The following is an 18564-nucleotide window of genomic DNA, read 5'->3' as shown; positions in this document are numbered from 1 at the left end:
GATCAACGTTCAGTGTGGCCGGCGTCCGGCGCGTAGGGTCCGCAGTCCGGCGCCAGGGTCAGCGGGGCCGCGGTCGATTGCTGCAAGGTGGCGAAGTCGAGGCCGCGCGCCATGCGCCGCACCACCAGGCCGCGCGGCGTGACGTCGATCACGGCCAGGTCGGTATAGATCCGGTCCACGCAGCGCGCGGCGGTCAGGGGATAGGTGCAGGCGTCCAGGATGCGCGGCTTGCCGTCCTTCGTGCAGTGCTCCATCAGCACCCACACCTGGGCGGCGCCGCAGGCGAGGTCCATCGCGCCGCCCACGCCCGGAATCTGTCCGGGCAGGCCCGTGGACCAGTTGGCGAGATCGCCATTGGCCGCGACCTGGAAGGCACCCAGGCAGGCGATGTCGATATGTCCGCCGCGCACCATCAGGAAGGAGTCGCTGTGGCTGAACACCGACGCGCCCGGCAGCAGCGTGATGAATTCCTTGCCGGCATTGAGCACGTCCTCGTCTTCCTCGCCGGGCGCGGCCTTCGGTCCCAGCCCCAGCAGGCCCTGCTCGCTGTGGAACAGCAGTTCGCGGCCGGCGGGCACGTAGTCGGCCATCAGCGTCGGCAGGCCGATGCCGAGGTTCACGCAGCTGCCGTCGGGGATATCGCCGGCGGCCACGCGCGCCATGTCCTCGCGGCTCAGCCCTTTGCTCAGTCCTTTGCTCATTTCGCCTCCACGAGCCGGTCGATGAAGATGCCGGGCGTCACCACGTGCTCCGGGTCCAGCTCGCCCAGTTCGACGAACTCGCTCACCTGCGCCACGGCAAGCCTGGCGGCCCCCGCCATGACCGGGTTGTTGATGCGGGCGCCGCGGTGATAGACCAGGTTGCCCCAGCGGTCGCCGCGCTGCGCCTTGATCAGCGCCACGTCGCCGGTGATCGGCTCCTCCAGCACGTACAGCTCGCCGCGGATCTCGCGCGTCTCCTTGCCCCGGGCCAGTTCGGTGCCGGCGGCCGTGCGCGTGAAGAAGCCGCCGATGCCGGCCGCGCCGGCGCGGATGCGCTCGGCCAGCGTGCCCTGCGGCACCAGTTCCAGCTCGATGCGGCCGGCGTGGTAGAGCTCGTCGAAGATGGTCTTTCCGGTCAGCCCGCGCGGGAACGAGCACACGATCTTGCGGATGCGGCCGGCCCGCATCAGGTCCCCCACGATGTCGGTGCCGATGGTCGCGTTGTTGGCCACGATGGTCAGGTCGCGCACCCCCAGCTCCAGCACGCCCTCCATCAGCCGGGTGGGCCGGCCCGACGTGCCGAAGCCGCCGACCAGCAGCACCGCGCCGTCGCGGATCCCCGCGATGGCGTCGGCTACGTTCTTGCAGCGCTTATCGATCATTGCTCAGTCCAGGTCGTTGCCTTTCATGTCGGCATTGCGGCGCGCGCGCGCGGCCAGGTCGCTCAGGACCGGCCCGATCTTGCCGGCATCGTCCACCGGCTCGGCCGACGGCCCGCGGTGCCAGCCTTCCAGCGCGGCCAGATGGCCGCCGCCGACCTCGAACACGCGCCCCGTCACCGCGCCGCTGTCGGCGCCGGCCAGCCACACCACCACGGGCGCGATCCAGCGCGGATGGCGCGCGGCGATCTCCTCGGGCGTGCGCTCGCGCAGGCCTTCGGTCATGCGGGTCTGGGCATGCGGGCAGATGGCATTGACGGTGACGCCATAGCGCTTGAGCTCGCGCGCGCCGATGACGGTCAGCGCCGCGACGCCGGCCTTGGCCGCGCCGTAGTTGGTCTGCCCGATGTTGCCGAACAGGCCCGACGACGACGTCGTGTTGATGATGCGGCCGTTGACCGGCTCACCCGTGGCCTTCTGCGTGGCGCGCCAGTAGACCGCGGCATGGTGCGACGGCGCGAAGGTGCCTTTCAGGTGGACGTTCACCACGGCATCCCATTCGCCCTCTTCCATGTTGACCATGGTGCGGTCGCGCAGGATGCCGGCGTTGTTGACGAGCGCATCGAGCCGGCCGAAATGCTCGACCGCATGCGCGATCAGGCGCCGCGCGCCTTCCCAGTCGGCGATGTTGTCGCCGTTGGCCACGGCCTGGCCGCCGGCATGGACGATCTCGTCGACCACCGCCTGCGCCGCGGACATGTCCTGGCCGATGCCCTCGCGGGAACTGCCGAGGTCGTTGACGACCACCCTGGCGCCATGCGCGGCCAGATGCAACGCGTATTCGCGTCCGATTCCACGGGCGGCGCCCGTCACGATCACGACGCGGTCCTGACAAACCTTGCTCATCGATGTCATCCTGAAAAAGAAGGGGGAAAATGGAAGAAACTGCTCTGCCCTGCCCGGCTCACGCGGGTGTCGCGCCGCCGCCCTCCGCGCCCGTCGCGGTCCGGCGTCGGGCCGCGCGCGCGCGCACCGCCTCGCGGTGCTCGGGCGTCTCGGTGCAGCGCACGTGGCGCCATGCCTCGGCATCCAGCACTTCGCCGAGCGTGGCGCCCAGCGCGTCATTGAGGTTGCGCTTCATGTAGCCGACCGCCGTGCGCGAATGGCTTGCGCAATGCCTGGCGATGGCCATGACCACGGCTTCGAGCTGCTCCGCGGCGACTTTCTGGTTGAGCAGGCCCAGTGCGGCGGCCTGGCCGGCGTCGAGCAGCGGCGAGCAGAGATAGAGTTCGCGGGCGCGCGCCGCGCCCACGATGCGTGGCAGGAAATAGTGGCCGCCGAAATCGCCGGGCACGCCGACGTCGATGAAGCCGGTCTTGAGCCGCGCGGTGTCGTCGCCGATGCGCATGTCGCAGGCCAGCGCGATCGACAGCCCCGCGCCGACGGCCGCGCCACGGATCATGGCCAGCGTCAGCTTGGGCATCTCGTGCAGCAGTTCGCAGATCTCGGCGCGCCGGCGCAGCCGGTTCGCGCGGGCCTCGAACGACAGGGTCTCGGCCGCCGATGCGTCGGCCATGCGCGCCACGTCGCCGCCGGCGCAGAACGCGCCGCCGGCGCCCGTGAGCACCACGGCGCCGATCGCATCGTCCGCCGCCGCCAGGGACAACTGCTCGCGCAGGTTTTCGTACAACTGTGGACTCAGCGCATTGCGCCGTTCGGGGCGGTTGAGCGTCAGGGTCAGTACGCCGTCCTGACGCACCGCAAGCAGGTGTGTGTCTTCCATTGCCGTGTGCCGCGCCTTGCTGCAGCGCAGCGTGTCTCCAGTCTTGTCTTGTCCGGCCAGGCGTCTCGTCGACCGCCTCGCCTCCGGGCGGTCATCCGCGATGCGCCGCTGCCGGAGCGAAGAATGACAGCAAGCGCGAGCGGGCCGCCATATGAAGTCCAAAATATGGACTTCATGAGTCCAGGCCATATACAGCCTGGCCAAGACGATGGACGATACGGTCCACATAATGAGAACCGCTCGGAATGAAAATGCCATGAGCCCGTCCAAGCCCAATGTCCTGGCCAGCGCCGCCGCCGGCACGCAGACCCTGCATCGCGCGGTGGCGCTGCTGCGGCTGATCACAGCCAACAACCGCGGCGGCATCCGCCTGGTGGACCTGTACCGGCGCGTCGGCATCGAGCGGCCCACCGCGCACCGGATCCTGCAGGGCATGATCGCCGAGCAGCTGATCCGGCAGGACGAGACCACCAAGCGCTACTACCTCGGCCCGCTGCTCTACGAGATGGGCCTCGCGGCCGCGCCCAAGCTCTCGCTGCGGGACATCTGCAAGCCCTACCTGCAATCCATCGCGGACCAGACCGGGGATACCGTCTTCATGACCGTGCGCTCCGGCTTCGACAACGTCTGCGTGGCGCGCGCCGACGGCAACTTCCCGATCAAGCTGTTCATCCTCGATGTGGGACGGCACCGGCCCCTGAACATCGGCGCGACCGGGCTGGCGCTGCTCAGCGCGCTGCCCGACGAGGAGGTCGACCGCATCTGCAAGGTGAACGTGGCGCGCACCCAGCGCAAGAATCCGCGCTACTCGCTGGCGGCATTGCAGGCGAGCATCGCGGAGACGCGCCGGCGCGGCTATGCCACGAACAAGGTGTTCGACTCGCCCGCCGTGATGTCCGTCGGCATGGTCATCCGCTATCCCGACGGCACGCCCGCGGCGGCGATCAGCGTGTCGACGCTGGCCACCCGGCTGGGCAAGGAGCGGACCGAAACCGTGGTGAACTGCCTCGGCGACGCCATCCGTTCGATCGAGGACGAACTGGCGAATCTCACCAAGCTCTATTGACCTCTGTTGACGCGACGCAGCGACGCCGCTCCGCGGGCAACGCGATAGTTCAAGTAGTGGACCTGAAACTGCCCGCGTCATGTGCAAAAGACAGTCGCAGGTACTTAGACTGTTTGCCGTACCTGCGATGCCTCGACACGGCAGTGGTGACGAGGCACCGCACGGGAATACACCTAACTAATCGTGCCAACGAAGGCACAGGAGGAAGACATGTTCTGCTTTCATCGTCTGGGGCTGCGCGCCGCCGCGGCATTGATCGTCGGCCTGGGTATCGCGACGTCGGCGCAGGCCGAGTTCCCCGACCGCCCGATCCAGTTCGTCTCGCCCTACGCGGCCGGCGGCGCCAACGACTTTCTGACGCGCCTGATGGCCCAGCACATGGGCGACGAACTGAAGACCACCATCGTCGTCGACAACCGCGCCGGCGCCAACGGCGTGGTCGGCGCCAGCTTCGTTGCCAAGGCCCAGCCCGACGGCTATACGGTCCTCATGGGCAATAGCGCGACGCACGGCACCAACCCCACGTTGTATCCCGACGTGACCTATGACCCGGTGAAGGACTTCGCCCCCATCGGCATGGTGGGCTCGGTGCCCATCGTGCTGGCGGTCAACGCCAAGCTCAACGTCAGGACCGTGGCCGAACTGATCGCCTACGGCAAGGCCAATCCGTCCAAACTGTCGTACGGCAGCAGCGGCATCGGCGGCACCGGCCACCTCGCCGGCGAGGCATTCAACGCGGCGGCGGGACTCGACATGGTCCACGTGCCCTACAAGGGCGACGCCCCCGCCGCGGCCGACGCGATGGGCGGCCAGGTCTCGATGGCCTTCGTCGGCGTAGCCTCGGCGGCGTCGATGCTGCAGTCGGGCAAGATCCGCATCCTCGCGGTGGCCAGCCCGAAGCGCAGTAGCTCGCTGCCCGACGTCCCCACGCTGGAAGAAGCCGGCTTCAAGGGCCTGTACTTCGCGCAGTGGTATGCGCTGTTCACGCGCGCGGGAACGCCCGCGGCCACCATCGAAAAACTCAACGGCGCACTCAAGCTGGCGCTGGCGCGCAGCGACGTCAAGAAGGCGATGGCATCGCAAGGCGCCGACGCGGCCTACACCACGCCGGCGGCGCTCAACACGTTCTATCGGTCCGAGGTGAAGCGCTTCGGGGAGATCATCCACCGGCTGAACATCAAGGCGACGAACTGAGGACGCCGCCTCCCGCCGCATGACCGCCGCGTGACTGCCACAGACGCGGGCACGCGGCATTTCCCCTCGACCCGCGCGCGCGCATCCGGCCAGGCCGGCCGATCCGCGCGGCCCGCCCGGAGCCGTCGCCATTCGGGCGCCGACGCACCGCGTCGATACGCAAGCCTGTCCGCCTGAAGATACGGCCAGACAGCGGGGTGCAGGCCCCGTGAGCGCCTGAACGCCGTCATCGCCGATGACGGCGAACCCGGCGCCTTCCTCTTCCGCACGACCTCCCGCGACCCTATCCGCCCGCCGGAAGCCCGCCGACAGCGCACCGGAAACGCACCGGAAGCGGCCAAAACTATCCACGCTTTCGCCGCCGATATCATTTTGCCGTCACATTCGGCGGGTAAATTTTCATTCGAACATAAATCTTGAGCGAATGAACAATGAGCCTGAGCCGCCGACAACGGGACATCCTCGACTGGCTGCACGAAGTCGACCAACTGAGCACCGAGCAACTGGCCAGCCGCTTCAACGTGAGCAGCCAGACGATCCGGCGCGACATCAACGATCTCGATGAGCAAGGCCTGGTCAGGCGCGTGCACGGCGGGCTGAGCCTGCCGACGAACCAGCACAACCAGAGTTTCCTGCAGAGAAGCAATGTCCAGATCGAGCGCAAGCGCCGCATCGCGCAGGCGGCCGTCGGCCTCATGCAGGACGACGCGACGATCTTTCTTGGCTATGGCACCACGGTGGCGGAATTCGCGCGCGCCCTGCCGCCGGACCGGCCGCTGCGCGTGGTGACGAACAACATCGATGCCGTGCGGGCCCTGGCCGACAAACCCGAGATAGAGACCTGGGTGGCCGGCGGCAAGCTGCGGCCGGCCGACCGCGACGTGATGGGGAGCACCACGCTCGACTTCCTGCGCAAGTTCCGCGCGCACTTCGCGATCTGCGGCGTGGGCGCCGTGAGCGCCGACGGCACGCTCTACGAATTCCAGCCGGACGAAGCCGAACTGTCGCAGGTCCTCCTCACGCACAGCCACCGCAGGCTGCTGCTTGCCGACAGCAGCAAGTTCCTGCGCGAGGCGCCCTGCCGGGTGGCGCGGCTCGAGCAGGTCGACCACTTCTTCACCGATGCCGACGCCTCCGCCGAACTGCAGGCGCTCTGCGAGCGCGCGGGCGTGGAGACGCACCTTTGCTGAACGCCCTCGTGGCGTCGAAAACACCCCATGAAGCGTACCGGAACACCTTTTCCCTCGCAGCCGAGCCTGCTCCAGGTACGCCCGCGGTCATCGCGATACTCGCGCATTGCGCACCGCTCGATTGACCACGAAGCCCATCACAACGATTCGTGCTCGGACTGCAACTGACCAATCTCATGACTAGACCGATCCCTACACATCAAGCAACAGGCCGATCCATGCTGGGCATTGGTGCGCTATGCATCGTGCTGTTGCTGGGCGGCTGCGGTGGCGATGACAACGCGACGACGCCGACCACCCCGGCCAACCCCGGCAATACCGGCGGCGGCGCCTCCACGCCGGCGGCCTGCACCACGGTGCACTGCGCGCCGGCGCCCTGACCGGGGCGCGCCCGAGCCTGTCCGAGCCACCCACAATCCCTGATCCGGTATGACCTTCAATCCTTCCAAACGCAAGTTCCTGCGCTCGTCCCTTGGCACTGCCGCCGCGGTCGCGACGCTCTCCACCTTCCCCCCGAGCATCCGGCGCGCGCTGGCCATCGAGGCCAACAACGCCACCGGCTCCATCCAGGACGTCAAGTACGTGGTGATGGTGATGCTGGAGAACCGCTCGTTCGACAGCTATTTCGGCACGCACAAAGGCGTGCGCGGCTACGGGGACCGCTTCCCGGTTCCGTCCGCGAACACCGCCAACATCTTCTACCAGAACTACGGCGCCACCACCCTCATCCCGTATCACCTCGACGGGACCGCAGGCAACGCGCAGCGCGCCGGCGGCACGCCGCACACGTGGAACGACGCGCAGGCCGCCTGGGACCACGGCCGCATGGCGGCCTGGCCGAACGCGAAGACGCCGCTGTCGATGGGCTACTACGACACCGCGGAAGTGCCGTTCCAGCGCGCGCTCGCCGACGCCTTCACGGTGTGCGACGCCTATCACTGCGGCATGCACACCGGCACCATCGCCAACCGCCTGTTCTACTGGACCGGCACCAACGGCCCGAACGGACTGGACCCGAACACCAACGCGCCGGTCGCGGTCGCGGGGCTGAACAACGAATTCAACGGCGGCAACGACATCGGCGCCTCCACCACCGGATGGACGTGGACCACATACGCCGACCGCCTGGAGCGCGCGGGCGTCAGCTGGAAGGTCTACCAAAGCCTGATCGACAACTTCGGCTGCAATGAAATGATGGGCTTTCGCCACTGGCGCAAGGCCATCGAGCAGATGCCCTCGACGCGCCGGCCGCTGTACGTGGCGACGGAAAGCCTGGCGCAGTCGCCGACGGCGGCCGGCCCGGTCTACAACCCGGAGATCGACGACGCGCTGAGCCCGCTGGCCAAGGGCTTTGGCAACACCATGCCGGAAGGCCTGCTCGAGACGTTCCGCAACGATGTGCAGAACGGCACGCTGCCGTCGGTCTCCTGGATCATCCCGCCCTCGCAATACAGCGAGCATCCCGGCCCCTCCAGCCCGGCGCAGGGCGGCTGGTACGTGCAGCAGGTGCTGGACGCCCTGACCGCGAACCCCGAGATCTGGAGCCAGACCGTGCTGCTGGTCAACTATGACGAGAACGACGGCTTCTTCGACCACCTGCCGCCGCCGAGCGCGCCGTCGCGCAATACGGACGGCACGCTGGCGGGCGGCAGCACGCTTTCGGACAGCGACATGGCGCCGGAGTATCACACCTACACACCGGCCACGAGCAACCAGCCCGCGATAGACGGCCGCCCCTACGGCCCGGGCCCGCGCGTGCCGATGTTCGTGATTTCTCCGTGGAGCCGCGGCGGCTTCGTCAACTCGCAGGTCTACGATCACACGTCGACGCTGATGTTCCTCGAAAAGCGTTTCGGCGTGGTCGAGCCCCAGATCAGCAATTACCGCCGCACCGTCTGCGGCGACCTGACCTCGTGCTTCGACTTCGTGAACCCGAACGCCGCCGTGGTGCCGACCCTGTCCGGCCGCATGACCAAGGTCAGCGCCGACGCGCTGGCGATCGCGCAGAGCGCCAAGACCGCCATTCCCGTGCCCGGCGCCACGCCCGCCTCCGCCCTGCCCGCCCAGGCGGCCGGCACGCGGCCGTCGCGCGCGCTGCCCTACGAACTGCATACCACCATGCATCCGAACGCGCAGCCGGGCGCGGTCACGCTGGAATTCGTCAACGCCAGCACCAACGGCGTGGGCGCGCTCTTCCACGTCTACGACCAGCTGCACCTGGACCTCATCCCGCGCCGCTACCTGGTCGAGGCCAACAAGTCGCTGACCGGCAGCTGGCTGCCGACCGCCGCCGACAACGGCAAGTATCGCCTCTGGGTGCTTGGCCCCAATGGCTACCACCGCGAATTCGCCGGCGACCTGAACGAAACCACCGGCACGGCAAGCCCGGAAATCCAGGTCTGCTACCAGCCGTGCGACGCCGCCTCGGTCAGCGTCAAGCTGTACAACAAGGGCAGCCAGCCCTGCACCTTCACCGTCACCGCGAACGCCTATCACACCGACGGCCCGTGGACGGCCACGGTGGCGCCGAACTCGGTGGGCGAACTGAGCTGGCCGGTCGCCGACAGCGGCAACTGGTACGACTTCAGCGTCGGCGCCAGCACATCGCCGTCGTTCAAGCGCCGTTTCGCCGGCCGGATCGAAACCGGCAAGGACACCGTCTCGGACCCGGCGATGGGCGCGGGCGCATAGCAACGATGCCAGGCCGGCGCGCCGGCCTGGCGGGACACGGCAGACCCCAGGGTCTCGACATCCATCCCCAATCCAGCCATTCCACAACATGAACATCCAATACGATCCTCTGCGGGCGGGCGGCAGTCCGCGGCCGCCGGCCGCGGCGCGCGACAGTGCCGCCGCCATCGCGCGCCAGCGCGCGCAACACCGGCGCTGGCCGCTGGCCAGACTTGCCGGCACGCTGGCCCTGGCCGGGCTCATGGGCAGCGCCCTGAGCGGCTGCGGCAGCAGCGACGACGCTAACGCCAGCGCCGGCGCACCCGTCGTGCCGCCCCCCGGCACCGGCACGCCCACGCCGTCCGCCACCCTGGCCAAGCGCACGCTGTTCGTCGATCTCGACGGCGTCACGTACGACGCCGTGCGCCAGGGCATCGCGTCGGGCCAGCTGCCGAATCTCGCCAAGCTCCAGCCGCAGCTCGCCTACAGCGGCGGCGTGCTCAACGGCGTCAGCCAGCAGCCCAACCTGGACGCGCCCGGATGGGCGACGCTGCTGACGGGAACGTGGGCCAGCCGGCATCGCATCTTCGCGATCGCGCCCGGCCAGAAACCCGCCGTGCAGACCCTGTTCGGCAGGGTCAAGGCAGCCAGCACGGACCTGACCGGGGCGACCGTCGCCTCGGCGCCGCTGGCGACCCTGCTGGCGTCCGACCACACCGCGGGCGCGCTGGACACGCTGACCGACTGCTCCCAGGACGCCACCCCCGACGACTGCGTCACGCGCAACGCCGTCCAGATGATCGGCAACGGCGGCTACGCGAGCATCGTCGCCCAGTACCATTCCGCCGAGGACGTGGCGCTGGGCAATGGCCTGGCCTCGTCCCAGTACGCGCAGAAGCTCGCGCAGCTGGACGCGGCGGTCGGCACGCTGCTGTCGGAAACCGCCAGGAATCCCGACAGCAAATGGCTGATCGTGGTGGCCTCGAGCCACGGCCTGAACGCCAACGGCCGCGCCGACGGGCTGCCCCAGGTGCCGCAGTCGGCCGCGTTCATCGCCGTCAACCAGGACGAGAACAATGGCCAGCGGGGCGCCACCCCGGCGCTGCCGGCGACCGTCGCGGGGCTGTACCAATATGCCAGCATCGCGGACGTGGCCCCGACCATGCTGGCCTATCTGGACAAGACGCCGGCCGGCCAGGACTACGCGATGGACGGCGGCCAGCTGATCGGCGCGCAGCCTCCCGCGCTGACCGTCCAGATTGCCGAGGACACCACCACGCGCGCGCGCGCCGTGCTCAACTGGACCGCGCCCGCCGGCGCGGCCATCACCGTGATGCGCGACGGCACGGCAATCGCCACGCTGCCCGCGGGCACGACGACCTACACCGACCCGCTCGCCGACCGGAACGAACTGAAGACCGGCAAGTACCAGTTCAGCTACACCGTGGTCGCGGGCACGGCGGCCCGCGCCGTGCTCACGCCGCAGATCTCGTACATCAAGGCGCAGCCCCCGGTGCCGCTGGCCACCACCCTCGCCAACGGGCTGACGGTCTACTACCCCTTCGGCGAAGACCCGCAGCTCACCGCGCCCGTCGATGCGCTCGGTCACAGCACGATGGGACCGTGGGCGGCCGATGCCAACGGCGGCGCCACCACCGCCGACCCGCTCGGCGGACATGGCCTGTTCATCGACACCGCCATCGCGAACGCCGCCGGCTACGACGGCTACCGGCTCACGCCGCAGTCCGCCGCGCAGGACGTGGTGAACAGCGCGATCGCCAGCAGCGGCGCCTTCACCATCGGCTTCTGGTACAAGGCCCCCGCGTGCAGCACCAACACCGTCGGCGAGCCCATCCTCAGCAACAAGACCGGCTACGCCACCAGCGGCGGCACCGCGGGCATCATCATCAGCATGTTCGGATGCGGCGCGGAGTTCAACGTCGCGGACGGCTCGCACCGCACCGACACCAACAGCCCGTACATCCCGTTCAGCGAGAACCAGTGGGTGTACTTCGCGCTGGTGGTCGACGTCGGCGGGAAAACCATGTCGGGCTACGTGTTCGATCCCATCCTGGGCACCCAGTCGCAGACCCATGCGTTCGCCGCCGGCATGAACGTCGCGGGCCTGGCCGGCGTGAATCAGGCAAGCGAAGTCGGCTTCGGCCTGGGAGAGGATGGAACCGGCAAGTTCTACATGGTCAAGAACGGGCAGACCGCCGGATCCTACGATCCCAGCCGCGCCACGTCCGACAAGCCCATGCAGATGGCCTTCTCCGATCTGGCGATGTGGAATCGCGCCTTGACGGCGGACGAGATGAGCTCGATGTTCCTGTCGCAGAAACCACTGTCCGGCCTGCTGCCGAAGTAAGCGGGATCCGGCGCGCTTGAGCGGGTCGGTATTTCCGGGCCCTCTTGGCTGGGCCCGGGTCCGGCAGGCGCAATGGAAGGATGGAAGATGAAAGCCTCGCGGAATTTGTTTCCGCGGGGCTTTTCTTTTTTGCGCACGCGGATTCCGCGGGACCGGATCGAGCGCATGCGCCGCGTCGCCGGCATGGTACTGCTGCCCCGGAACGATCCATGCCGCACACGCCGGAGCGTTTCAGACCGCCGCGCCGAAAGCGGCGCCGATCCCGGCAGTCACGGCCATTGCGAGCGCGCCCCAGAACACCACGCGGATCGTCGGCTTCAGGATGCCGGAGCCGCCAGCCTTGGCGCTGGCCACGCCAAGCAGCCCCAGGAACGCCAGGGACCCAGCGGATACCACCGGCAACAACCAGTTCGATGGCGAAGCCACGACGAGTGCGAGCGGAGCGGCCGCCCCGACCGAGAAGCTCGCCGCCGACGCCAGCGCGGCTTGCACGGGGCGCGCCGTGGTGATCTCCGAAATGCCGAGCTCATCCTTGGCATGGGCACCCAGGGCATCCTTGGCCATCAACTGCTGGGCCACCTGGCGCGCAAGTCCGGCCTCGACGCCGCGGGAAACATAGATATGCGCCAGTTCCTTTTCCTCGAACTCCACATCCTTCGCGAGTTCGTATTTTTCCCGCGCGAGATCGGCTTCCTCGGTATCGGACTGCGAACTGACCGAGACATATTCCCCCGCCGCCATCGACATGGCGCCGGCGACCAGACCGGCCACGCCCGTCAGCAGGACATTGCCTTGGGAACCCGCTGCCGAGGCCACGCCCAGGATCAGGCTCGCCGTCGAGATGATCCCGTCATTGGCGCCGAGCACGGCGGCTCGCAGCCAACCAACGCGCGCGATCAGGTGTCTTTCCGTATGTGTGCGACGCATCCAACTCCCCCGATTCCGGTATTTGTTTCAGCACCCGCTCTCTCGCGCAGAGCATGGCGGGATCCCGTCCGGCCGACACGGGCGATCCATTTTCTCTTGAAGATGACGCCGCGCGGGCCAGCCTTTTGGCTTTTTCCGCGCCGGCATCCCGAATATTGGCATCAGGCGTTGCTACCATGACAGCACCCGTGCCATTGGACAACCTAGACCTGACGCCAGCCTGAAAAGGTCCGCCGGTTGTTCAGCCGCCCGTCAGGCTGGCGTGGCATGCTCGGGCGTCGGCTTCCTGGAGGAGATTCATGCGGACATTGCTGATCGAAGACGACCCGGTGCTGGGCGCGGCCGTGCGGGACCACATCGCACTGAACGGCCACAGCGTCGACTGGCTGCGGACCATCGACGAGGCGCGGTCGGCCCTGGCTACCGTCGCCTATGAGCTGGTTCTCCTCGATCTCGGCCTGCCCGACGGCTGCGGCCTGGCGCTGCTGCGCGAACTGCGCGCGGCGCGCAACCCGGTTCCCGTCATCATCGCCACGGCGCAGGATCAGATCGCCGTGCGGATCGAAGGACTGAACGCCGGCGCGGACGACTATCTGGTCAAACCGTTCGATCTGAGTGAAATGAACGCGCGCATATCCGCCGTGGCGCGCCGCTACACGGGCGACCCCAACCCGGTGCGGGACATCGGCCCGGTCTCCATCGACCTGGCCCGCAAGCGGGCAATGGTGAACGGCAAGGACGCGGGGCTCACCGCGCGGGAGTGGGCGGTCCTGGAGCGGCTCGTCCGCCATCGCGGCGCGATCGTCACCAAGGGCGAGATCGAGGATTCGCTATACGAATTCGGCGCGGAAATCGAAAGCAATGCGGTCGAGGTCTATGTCAGCCGCCTGCGCAGGAAGCTCGGCAAGGACTTCGTGAACACCGTCCGGGGACTGGGCTACCAGGTGGAAGGCTGAACATGGCGCGCCCTTCGATTGCCTGGCGGCTCGCCGCGGGTGTCTCGGCAAGCATGGCCCTGCTCTGGATCGGCGCTGCGAGCATCGCCGGCATGGTCATGTCCGCGCAGATCAACGAAGCGTTCGATCAGTCGCTGCGGCAAGGCGCCTTGCGCCTGCTGCCGCTCGCCGTGCATGAAATCCAGGAGGGGGACGAGCATGGCCAGGATCGCGTACGGGGCGCCGACCCCGACCAGGGGACGGCCTACTTCACCTACTATCTGATCGACCCGCGCGGCCGTGTGGTGCTGCGCACGGACGACGCACCGGAAAGCCTGCCGCCGGCGCCCGTTGCGGCGGGATTTTCGGAACTCGGCGGCAAGCGCCTTTTCTCGAAGCGGGACCCCCGCTCCGGATTCTCGATCGTCCTGGTCGAGCACACGGGGTATCGCCGTGCGGCCCTCAGAGCGGCGCTCGACGCGGTACTGTGGCCGCTCCTCGGCCTGATACCGCTGGCCGCCGCCGGCATCTGGATCGCGATCCAGCGCGCGATGCGCCCCGTCGGGCGCCTGGCGCGCGACATCTCCGAGCGGAGCAGCCACAATCTGTCTCCCCTGGCGACAGAAGGACAACCCGCCGAACTCGCGCCCATCGCCGACGCGGTGGCCAGCCTGCTCAAGCGCCTGAGCGCGGCGCTGGACGCGGAACGCGCCTTCGCGGCCAGCAGCGCGCATGAGCTGCGAACCCCGATCGCCGGCGCCCTGGCGCAAACGCAGTTGCTGGCCGTCGAGCTTGGTGATCAGCCAGCGGGCCAGCGCCTGAAGGAAGTCGAGCTTTCCCTGCGGCATCTGTCGCGCCTGTCCGAAAAGCTGCTGCAGCTCGCCCGGCTCGACGCGGGCTTCGCCCAGGCGCAAACGGCGTCCGACCTCCTTCCCGCGCTGCGCCTGGTGGTGCGGGACTTCCAGCCGACCTCCGGCACGCCAGCCCGGGTGACGCTGCAGGTCTGCGATGGACTGGTCCTGACGCGCCGGATCAATCTCGACGCCTTTGCCATCGCCGTGCGCAACCTGATCCAGAATGCCCTGCTCCACGGCGCGGCGGACGGCCCGGTCGACGTGATCGCCGGACCGGGCCAGCAGGTTCGCGTGGTCAATCGGGGGCCGGTGGTCCCGACCGAAATGCTGCCGCGGATCACCGAGCCCTTCAGGCGCGGCGTCACGTCGGCCGCGGGAACCGGCCTGGGCCTGTCCATCGTTCGCGCCATCATGGACCAGACCGGCGGAAGCCTGACGCTTCGCTCGCCCGCGAGCGGAAGAAGCGATGGCTTCGAGGCCATCATCGCATGGCCGGACGAGCCCCCCTCGACGCCATGATTTCCGCAGCCGCCAGCCACGGTCGGCGGCAGGCATCGACAGCGCAACGCGGCCGGGTCAGGGTGTCATGCGCCGCAGCGTGTCGTCCTTCAGCACGAAGTGGTGATACAGCGCCATGAGTCCGTGCAGGCCCGCGATGACCAGAAACACGGAACCGCCCGTGCTGTGGAGTTCAGCAACGAAGCCCGGCGGTGGCTGGACCGGATCCGTCAGCGCCGGCAAGGCCACCCCGAACACCGTGACCGGGATACCCAGCGCCGAGGCGGCGTACCAGCCCGTCAACGGCATGGCGATCAGGAACAGATAAAGCACCCCATGACCGACCTTGGCGGCAAGCTGCAGCAACGGCGGGCTGCCCGCGTCGAGCGGAGGCGCGCCACCAGCCAGCCGCGCGCCGATACGCGGCACTACCAGCAGCAGCACGGCCAGTCCGAACATGAAATGCCACGTCGGCGGATTGCGCACGACCGCCGGCCCACCCTCGCTGAGCAACCATGCGATCCCCACGCAGAGCGCGGTAAGCCAGTGCAGAACGATCATCAATCTTGAGTAGTGCTGGACCTTGTGTTCCATCGGATGTCTTTCCATGACGATAACCATGTCGCCTAGTAGACCCTGCCAAGCTGACGCCAGCCTGAAAATCAAACAGGTTTCCTGGTGTCTCTCGGCGATCAATTTTTTGCGTCGACATGGTGAGAACTATTTCTATTTTTCGCCGTAACAAAACATAATAAAAATAGCGTGACAGTTTATGGACCTACGCTTATGTGAAGTAGCGATTTATCAGCAATCTCGACCGAAGGTTATCGATTAATATCCATCACGATATTTTTTTCCCTGCCCACCATGCTATGAACAGGTGACACTCCCGAGATGAGAACCTCATAGGCGCAGCGACCAAGGAGCGGAAGGAAATCGTACTCTGAGTATCGGACCTGCAGGAGGAGCGGCGGCGAACTGCGCAATGAGCAGCAGGCTCGTCGAGCATGGGATCGTCTGGCTGAGTTATGGACTCAAGGATATCGTTGATTAAATCCTTGGCCCGCATCAGCTTTGATTTAGCGTAACAGGCATTCGGATTTCTGAGCGTAACAGCGATATGCCATTTGGCCATACGAAAGCAAGAGAAGCGTAAATTTCACGCCAAATAATATCGATTGGCGTGCCTTCCACGTATTGATGTATTGCACTGAGCCAGTTCGAGCACCGAACTGCGGCGCTCGTTTTCCCTGCGTCACGCCATGCTGGCGTGATCAATGTCGGCATGAGACGGTGAACCAGGGTGTACCTGGCGCCGCCGCCGCTTGCCATGAGGCAGGACAACGCTGCTCTTCCAGCATTTTTTGCGCGCAGCCAAAACTGCTTGGCGACGTGGCGCCCTCATAACGATCCCCAAAAACAAAAAGCCCTGTAAGTCAATGACTTACAGGGCTCTTTTCATTCTTGGCGGAGAGAGGGGGATTCGAACCCCCGATAGGCTATTAACCTATACACGCTTTCCAGGCGTGCGACTTAAACCACTCATCCATCTCTCCGGGAAGTCGGCGATTATAACAGACTTGTCCGGCAATTCCAGTGTTTCGTGAAGCGGTCCGTCAGCCACGTCGCAGGTAGGTCACGAGGCGGTCGATCACGGGCGCGTTGCGTGGGGTCAGCAGGCTGACGAGGATGGCGACGGCGAAGCCGGCGGGGACGCCGAAGGCGCCTGACGCGATGGGGTCGACGCCGAACCAGCGGTTGCCGAAGATGCCGGTCATGCGGGTGAAGAACGGGTAGTTGACGAAGATGTAGTAGACCGCCACGCCGAGGCCGGCGGTCATGCCGGCGACCGCGCCGGCGGCGGTGGTGCGGCGCCAGAAGATGGCGAGCACGAGTACCGGGAAGAAGCTGGAGGCGGCCAGCGAGAAGGCGGCGCCGACCAGGAAGAGGATGTTGCCGGGCCGCAGCGAGGTGACGTACGAGGCGAACAGCGCGACGCCGAGCAGGACGATCTTGGCGGTGGTGACGCGCCGCTGGTGGCTCGCGGTGCGGTCGATCATGTGATAGAAGACGTCGTGCGAGAGCGCGTTGGCGATGGTGAGCAGCAGGCCGTCGGCGGTGGAGAGCGCCGCGGCGAGCGCGCCGGCGGCGACGAGGCCGGAGATGACGTAGGGCAGGCCGGCAATCTCGGGCGCGGCGAGCACGATCATGTCGGGCTGGATCAGGATCTCGGCCCATTGCACGATGCCGTCGCCGTTGACGTCGCGGATGCCGAACACGGGCGGGTCGACCTTGCGCCATTGCACTACCCACTGCGGCAGTTCGGCGTAGGGCGTGCCGACCAGGTGCTGGAAGAATTCGTATTTCACCAGCGCGGCGAGCGTGGGCGCGGAGACGTAGAGCAGCGCGATGCAGAACACGGCCCAGGCCACGGAGCTGCGTGTTTCCTTGACCGACGGCGTGGTGTAGAGGCGCGTGAGGATGTGCGGCAGGCTGGCGGTGCCGAGCATCAGGCAGAACACGAGCAGCACGAAGTTGAGGCGCTTGGTCTTGCGCTCCTGCTCGGAGGCGGAGGGATAGGGTTCGGTGGAGGGCGTGGACGGCTGGCTGCGCGCGAGCGCTTCTTCGCGCTGCTGGCTCCATTGCAGCTGCGCCGCGGCGACGTCGCGCGGGAATTCGATGCGCTCGCGCTCGACAGTCTTGATCTCGCGCAGCGGCGCGTTGCGCAGGCGCAGTTCCTGCAGCCGCGCGGACAGAGCGTCGCGTTCCTCGGCGAACGACTGCGGCAGCCTGGCGATGCGTTCCTGCATGCGGATGGCTTGCTGGCGATAGAACTCGCGCACGACCTGCTCGGCCGGGTCGCGCTCTATTTCGCGCTCGCGCGTGTCGAGCTGCGAGAGCAGCTTGCCGTAGCTGAGCTGGGGCAGCGCGTCGTGATGATGTTTCCACGCGATCATCGACACCGTGACCAGGAAGGCGACGATCAGCATGATGTATTGCGCGACCTGGGTCCACGTGACCGCGCGCATGCCGCCGAGGAACGAGCAGACCAGGATGCCGGCCAGGCCGAAGAACACGCCGACAGCGAACTCCACGCCGATGAAGCGCGTGACGATCAGCCCTACGCCCTGGATCTGCGCCACCAGGTAGACGAAGGAGCAGAGCGAGGCGGCCAGCACGGCGATCGCGCGCACCGGCAGGTTGCCGCCGGGCTTGCCGTTGCCGTAGCGCGCGGCGAGGAAGTCGGGGATGGTGTAGCCGCCGTACTTGCGCAGGTAGGGCGCGAGCAGGAAGGCGACCAGGCAGTAGCCGCCGGTCCAGCCCATCACGTAGGCGAGCCCTTCGTAGCCCGAGGCGAACAGGATGCCGGCCAGGCCGATGAAGGACGCGGCGCTCATCCAGTCGGCGGCGATCGCCATGCCGTTGAACATGGCGGGCACGCGGCGCCCCGCCACGTAGTATTCATTGAGGTCGGAGGTGCGACAGATCAGCCCGATGCACGCATAGATGGCGATGGTGACGAACAGGAAGACGTAGCCGAGCCAGAGCGCGTCGCCGCTGGAATGCTCCAGCAGGCCCATCATGCCGATGAACGTGAAGAGGCCGACGGTGAACAAGCCGTAGTAGAGCAGCAGCCGGCGGCGGAAGCGCGACTGTTCGTCGGGCATGGGATGCGTGGTTGGACTGGCGCCGCGGATGCGGAAACGGCCGGCCGGCAC

The 18564-nt window shown here is 67.4% G+C and carries 15 protein-coding genes and 1 tRNA gene; 8 read left to right on the top strand and 8 right to left on the bottom strand.

Annotation, left to right across the window (positions count from 1 at the left end; translation table 11 throughout):
• Positions 1 to 2 precede the first annotated feature (2 nt).
• Genes K206_RS37910 through K206_RS0110065 form a run of 4 tightly spaced genes read right to left on the bottom strand, consistent with a single transcriptional unit; the run spans position 3 to position 3143 of the window.
• A complete protein-coding gene (locus K206_RS37910; protein WP_020202285.1) occupies positions 3 to 701 on the bottom strand; it encodes a 3-oxoacid CoA-transferase subunit B in 699 nt (232 codons plus the stop codon).
• A complete protein-coding gene (locus tag K206_RS0110075; RefSeq protein ID WP_020202284.1) occupies positions 698 to 1363 on the bottom strand; it encodes a 3-oxoacid CoA-transferase subunit A in 666 nt (221 codons plus the stop codon). The genes K206_RS37910 and K206_RS0110075 overlap by 4 nt, the downstream gene beginning before the upstream one ends.
• A 3-nt stretch (positions 1364 to 1366) precedes the next feature.
• Positions 1367 to 2266, bottom strand: coding sequence for an SDR family oxidoreductase (locus tag K206_RS0110070; protein ID WP_020202283.1), 900 nt, complete (start codon positions 2264 to 2266; stop codon positions 1367 to 1369).
• A gap of 58 nt (positions 2267 to 2324) precedes the next feature.
• Positions 2325 to 3143, bottom strand: a complete 819-nt coding sequence (locus K206_RS0110065; RefSeq protein ID WP_020202282.1) for an enoyl-CoA hydratase-related protein — start codon at positions 3141 to 3143, stop codon at positions 2325 to 2327.
• Positions 3144 to 3399: 256 nt separating this feature from the next.
• Between K206_RS0110065 and K206_RS0110060 the strand changes: the two genes are divergently transcribed.
• The 6 genes from K206_RS0110060 to K206_RS0110035 all read left to right on the top strand — a co-directional run bounded on the left by K206_RS0110060 (position 3400) and on the right by K206_RS0110035 (position 11631).
• Positions 3400 to 4209 carry an IclR family transcriptional regulator gene (locus tag K206_RS0110060; protein ID WP_020202281.1) on the top strand — a complete coding sequence of 270 codons (810 nt, stop codon included), beginning with the start codon at positions 3400 to 3402 and terminating at the stop codon, positions 4207 to 4209.
• 210 nt (positions 4210 to 4419) lie between these two features.
• Positions 4420 to 5403, top strand: a complete 984-nt coding sequence (locus tag K206_RS0110055; RefSeq protein WP_020202280.1) for a tripartite tricarboxylate transporter substrate binding protein — start codon at positions 4420 to 4422, stop codon at positions 5401 to 5403.
• Between the two features lie 431 nt (positions 5404 to 5834).
• Positions 5835 to 6593: a DeoR/GlpR family DNA-binding transcription regulator gene (locus K206_RS0110050; protein ID WP_020202279.1), complete on the top strand. Its 759-nt coding sequence runs from the start codon at positions 5835 to 5837 to the stop codon at positions 6591 to 6593.
• 218 nt (positions 6594 to 6811) lie between these two features.
• Positions 6812 to 6973 carry a hypothetical protein gene (locus tag K206_RS42775; RefSeq protein WP_020202278.1) on the top strand — a complete coding sequence of 54 codons (162 nt, stop codon included), beginning with the start codon at positions 6812 to 6814 and terminating at the stop codon, positions 6971 to 6973.
• A gap of 49 nt (positions 6974 to 7022) precedes the next feature.
• Positions 7023 to 9284 carry a phosphocholine-specific phospholipase C gene (locus K206_RS0110040; protein WP_020202277.1) on the top strand — a complete coding sequence of 754 codons (2262 nt, stop codon included), beginning with the start codon at positions 7023 to 7025 and terminating at the stop codon, positions 9282 to 9284.
• A gap of 88 nt (positions 9285 to 9372) precedes the next feature.
• Positions 9373 to 11631 (top strand): hypothetical protein, encoded by a 2259-nt coding sequence (locus tag K206_RS0110035; protein ID WP_020202276.1) that lies wholly within the window; start codon positions 9373 to 9375, stop codon positions 11629 to 11631.
• Positions 11632 to 11862: 231 nt separating this feature from the next.
• Here K206_RS0110035 and K206_RS0110030 read toward each other — a convergent pair whose 3' ends face one another.
• Positions 11863 to 12558: a VIT family protein gene (locus K206_RS0110030; RefSeq protein WP_029043440.1), complete on the bottom strand. Its 696-nt coding sequence runs from the start codon at positions 12556 to 12558 to the stop codon at positions 11863 to 11865.
• Between the two features lie 299 nt (positions 12559 to 12857).
• Between K206_RS0110030 and K206_RS0110025 the strand changes: the two genes are divergently transcribed.
• Positions 12858 to 13514, top strand: coding sequence for a response regulator transcription factor (locus tag K206_RS0110025; RefSeq protein ID WP_029043439.1), 657 nt, complete (start codon positions 12858 to 12860; stop codon positions 13512 to 13514).
• Between the two features lie 2 nt (positions 13515 to 13516).
• Positions 13517 to 14866, top strand: a complete 1350-nt coding sequence (locus K206_RS0110020) for a HAMP domain-containing sensor histidine kinase (protein WP_029043438.1) — start codon at positions 13517 to 13519, stop codon at positions 14864 to 14866.
• Between the two features lie 57 nt (positions 14867 to 14923).
• On the opposite strand, the gene K206_RS0110015 is transcribed toward K206_RS0110020, so the two are convergent.
• The 3 genes from K206_RS0110015 to K206_RS0110005 all read right to left on the bottom strand — a co-directional run bounded on the left by K206_RS0110015 (position 14924) and on the right by K206_RS0110005 (position 18513).
• Complete coding sequence (locus K206_RS0110015) at positions 14924 to 15439, bottom strand: cytochrome b (RefSeq protein ID WP_029043437.1); 516 nt, start codon at positions 15437 to 15439, stop codon at positions 14924 to 14926.
• 871 nt (positions 15440 to 16310) lie between these two features.
• A tRNA-Ser gene (locus K206_RS0110010) sits at positions 16311 to 16401 on the bottom strand.
• A 60-nt stretch (positions 16402 to 16461) separates the two neighbouring features.
• Positions 16462 to 18513: a VC_2705 family sodium/solute symporter gene (locus tag K206_RS0110005; RefSeq protein ID WP_020423735.1), complete on the bottom strand. Its 2052-nt coding sequence runs from the start codon at positions 18511 to 18513 to the stop codon at positions 16462 to 16464.
• Between the last annotated feature and the right edge of the window lie 51 nt (positions 18514 to 18564).

Source organism: Cupriavidus sp. WS, from assembly GCF_000395345.1.
In the GTDB taxonomy this organism is placed as follows: domain Bacteria; phylum Pseudomonadota; class Gammaproteobacteria; order Burkholderiales; family Burkholderiaceae; genus Cupriavidus; species Cupriavidus basilensis_B.
Note: the sequence above shows the minus strand (reverse complement) of the source record. Positions and strands in the feature narration are given on the sequence as shown.

What these genes read in the sequence shown, in the direction of transcription:
- K206_RS37910 (WP_020202285.1), bottom strand. Translation starts at nt 701, where the DNA reads ATGAGCAAAGGACTGAGCAAAGGGCTGAGCCGCGAGGACATGGCGCGC.
- K206_RS0110075 (WP_020202284.1), bottom strand. Translation starts at nt 1,363, where the DNA reads ATGATCGATAAGCGCTGCAAGAACGTAGCCGACGCCATCGCGGGGATC.
- K206_RS0110070 (WP_020202283.1), bottom strand. Translation starts at nt 2,266, where the DNA reads ATGAGCAAGGTTTGTCAGGACCGCGTCGTGATCGTGACGGGCGCCGCC.
- K206_RS0110065 (WP_020202282.1), bottom strand. Translation starts at nt 3,143, where the DNA reads ATGGAAGACACACACCTGCTTGCGGTGCGTCAGGACGGCGTACTGACC.
- K206_RS0110060 (WP_020202281.1), top strand. Translation starts at nt 3,400, where the DNA reads ATGAGCCCGTCCAAGCCCAATGTCCTGGCCAGCGCCGCCGCCGGCACG.
- K206_RS0110055 (WP_020202280.1), top strand. Translation starts at nt 4,420, where the DNA reads ATGTTCTGCTTTCATCGTCTGGGGCTGCGCGCCGCCGCGGCATTGATC.
- K206_RS0110050 (WP_020202279.1), top strand. Translation starts at nt 5,835, where the DNA reads ATGAGCCTGAGCCGCCGACAACGGGACATCCTCGACTGGCTGCACGAA.
- K206_RS42775 (WP_020202278.1), top strand. Translation starts at nt 6,812, where the DNA reads ATGCTGGGCATTGGTGCGCTATGCATCGTGCTGTTGCTGGGCGGCTGC.
- K206_RS0110040 (WP_020202277.1), top strand. Translation starts at nt 7,023, where the DNA reads ATGACCTTCAATCCTTCCAAACGCAAGTTCCTGCGCTCGTCCCTTGGC.
- K206_RS0110035 (WP_020202276.1), top strand. Translation starts at nt 9,373, where the DNA reads ATGAACATCCAATACGATCCTCTGCGGGCGGGCGGCAGTCCGCGGCCG.
- K206_RS0110030 (WP_029043440.1), bottom strand. Translation starts at nt 12,558, where the DNA reads ATGCGTCGCACACATACGGAAAGACACCTGATCGCGCGCGTTGGTTGG.
- K206_RS0110025 (WP_029043439.1), top strand. Translation starts at nt 12,858, where the DNA reads ATGCGGACATTGCTGATCGAAGACGACCCGGTGCTGGGCGCGGCCGTG.
- K206_RS0110020 (WP_029043438.1), top strand. Translation starts at nt 13,517, where the DNA reads ATGGCGCGCCCTTCGATTGCCTGGCGGCTCGCCGCGGGTGTCTCGGCA.
- K206_RS0110015 (WP_029043437.1), bottom strand. Translation starts at nt 15,439, where the DNA reads ATGGAACACAAGGTCCAGCACTACTCAAGATTGATGATCGTTCTGCAC.
- K206_RS0110005 (WP_020423735.1), bottom strand. Translation starts at nt 18,513, where the DNA reads ATGCCCGACGAACAGTCGCGCTTCCGCCGCCGGCTGCTGCTCTACTAC.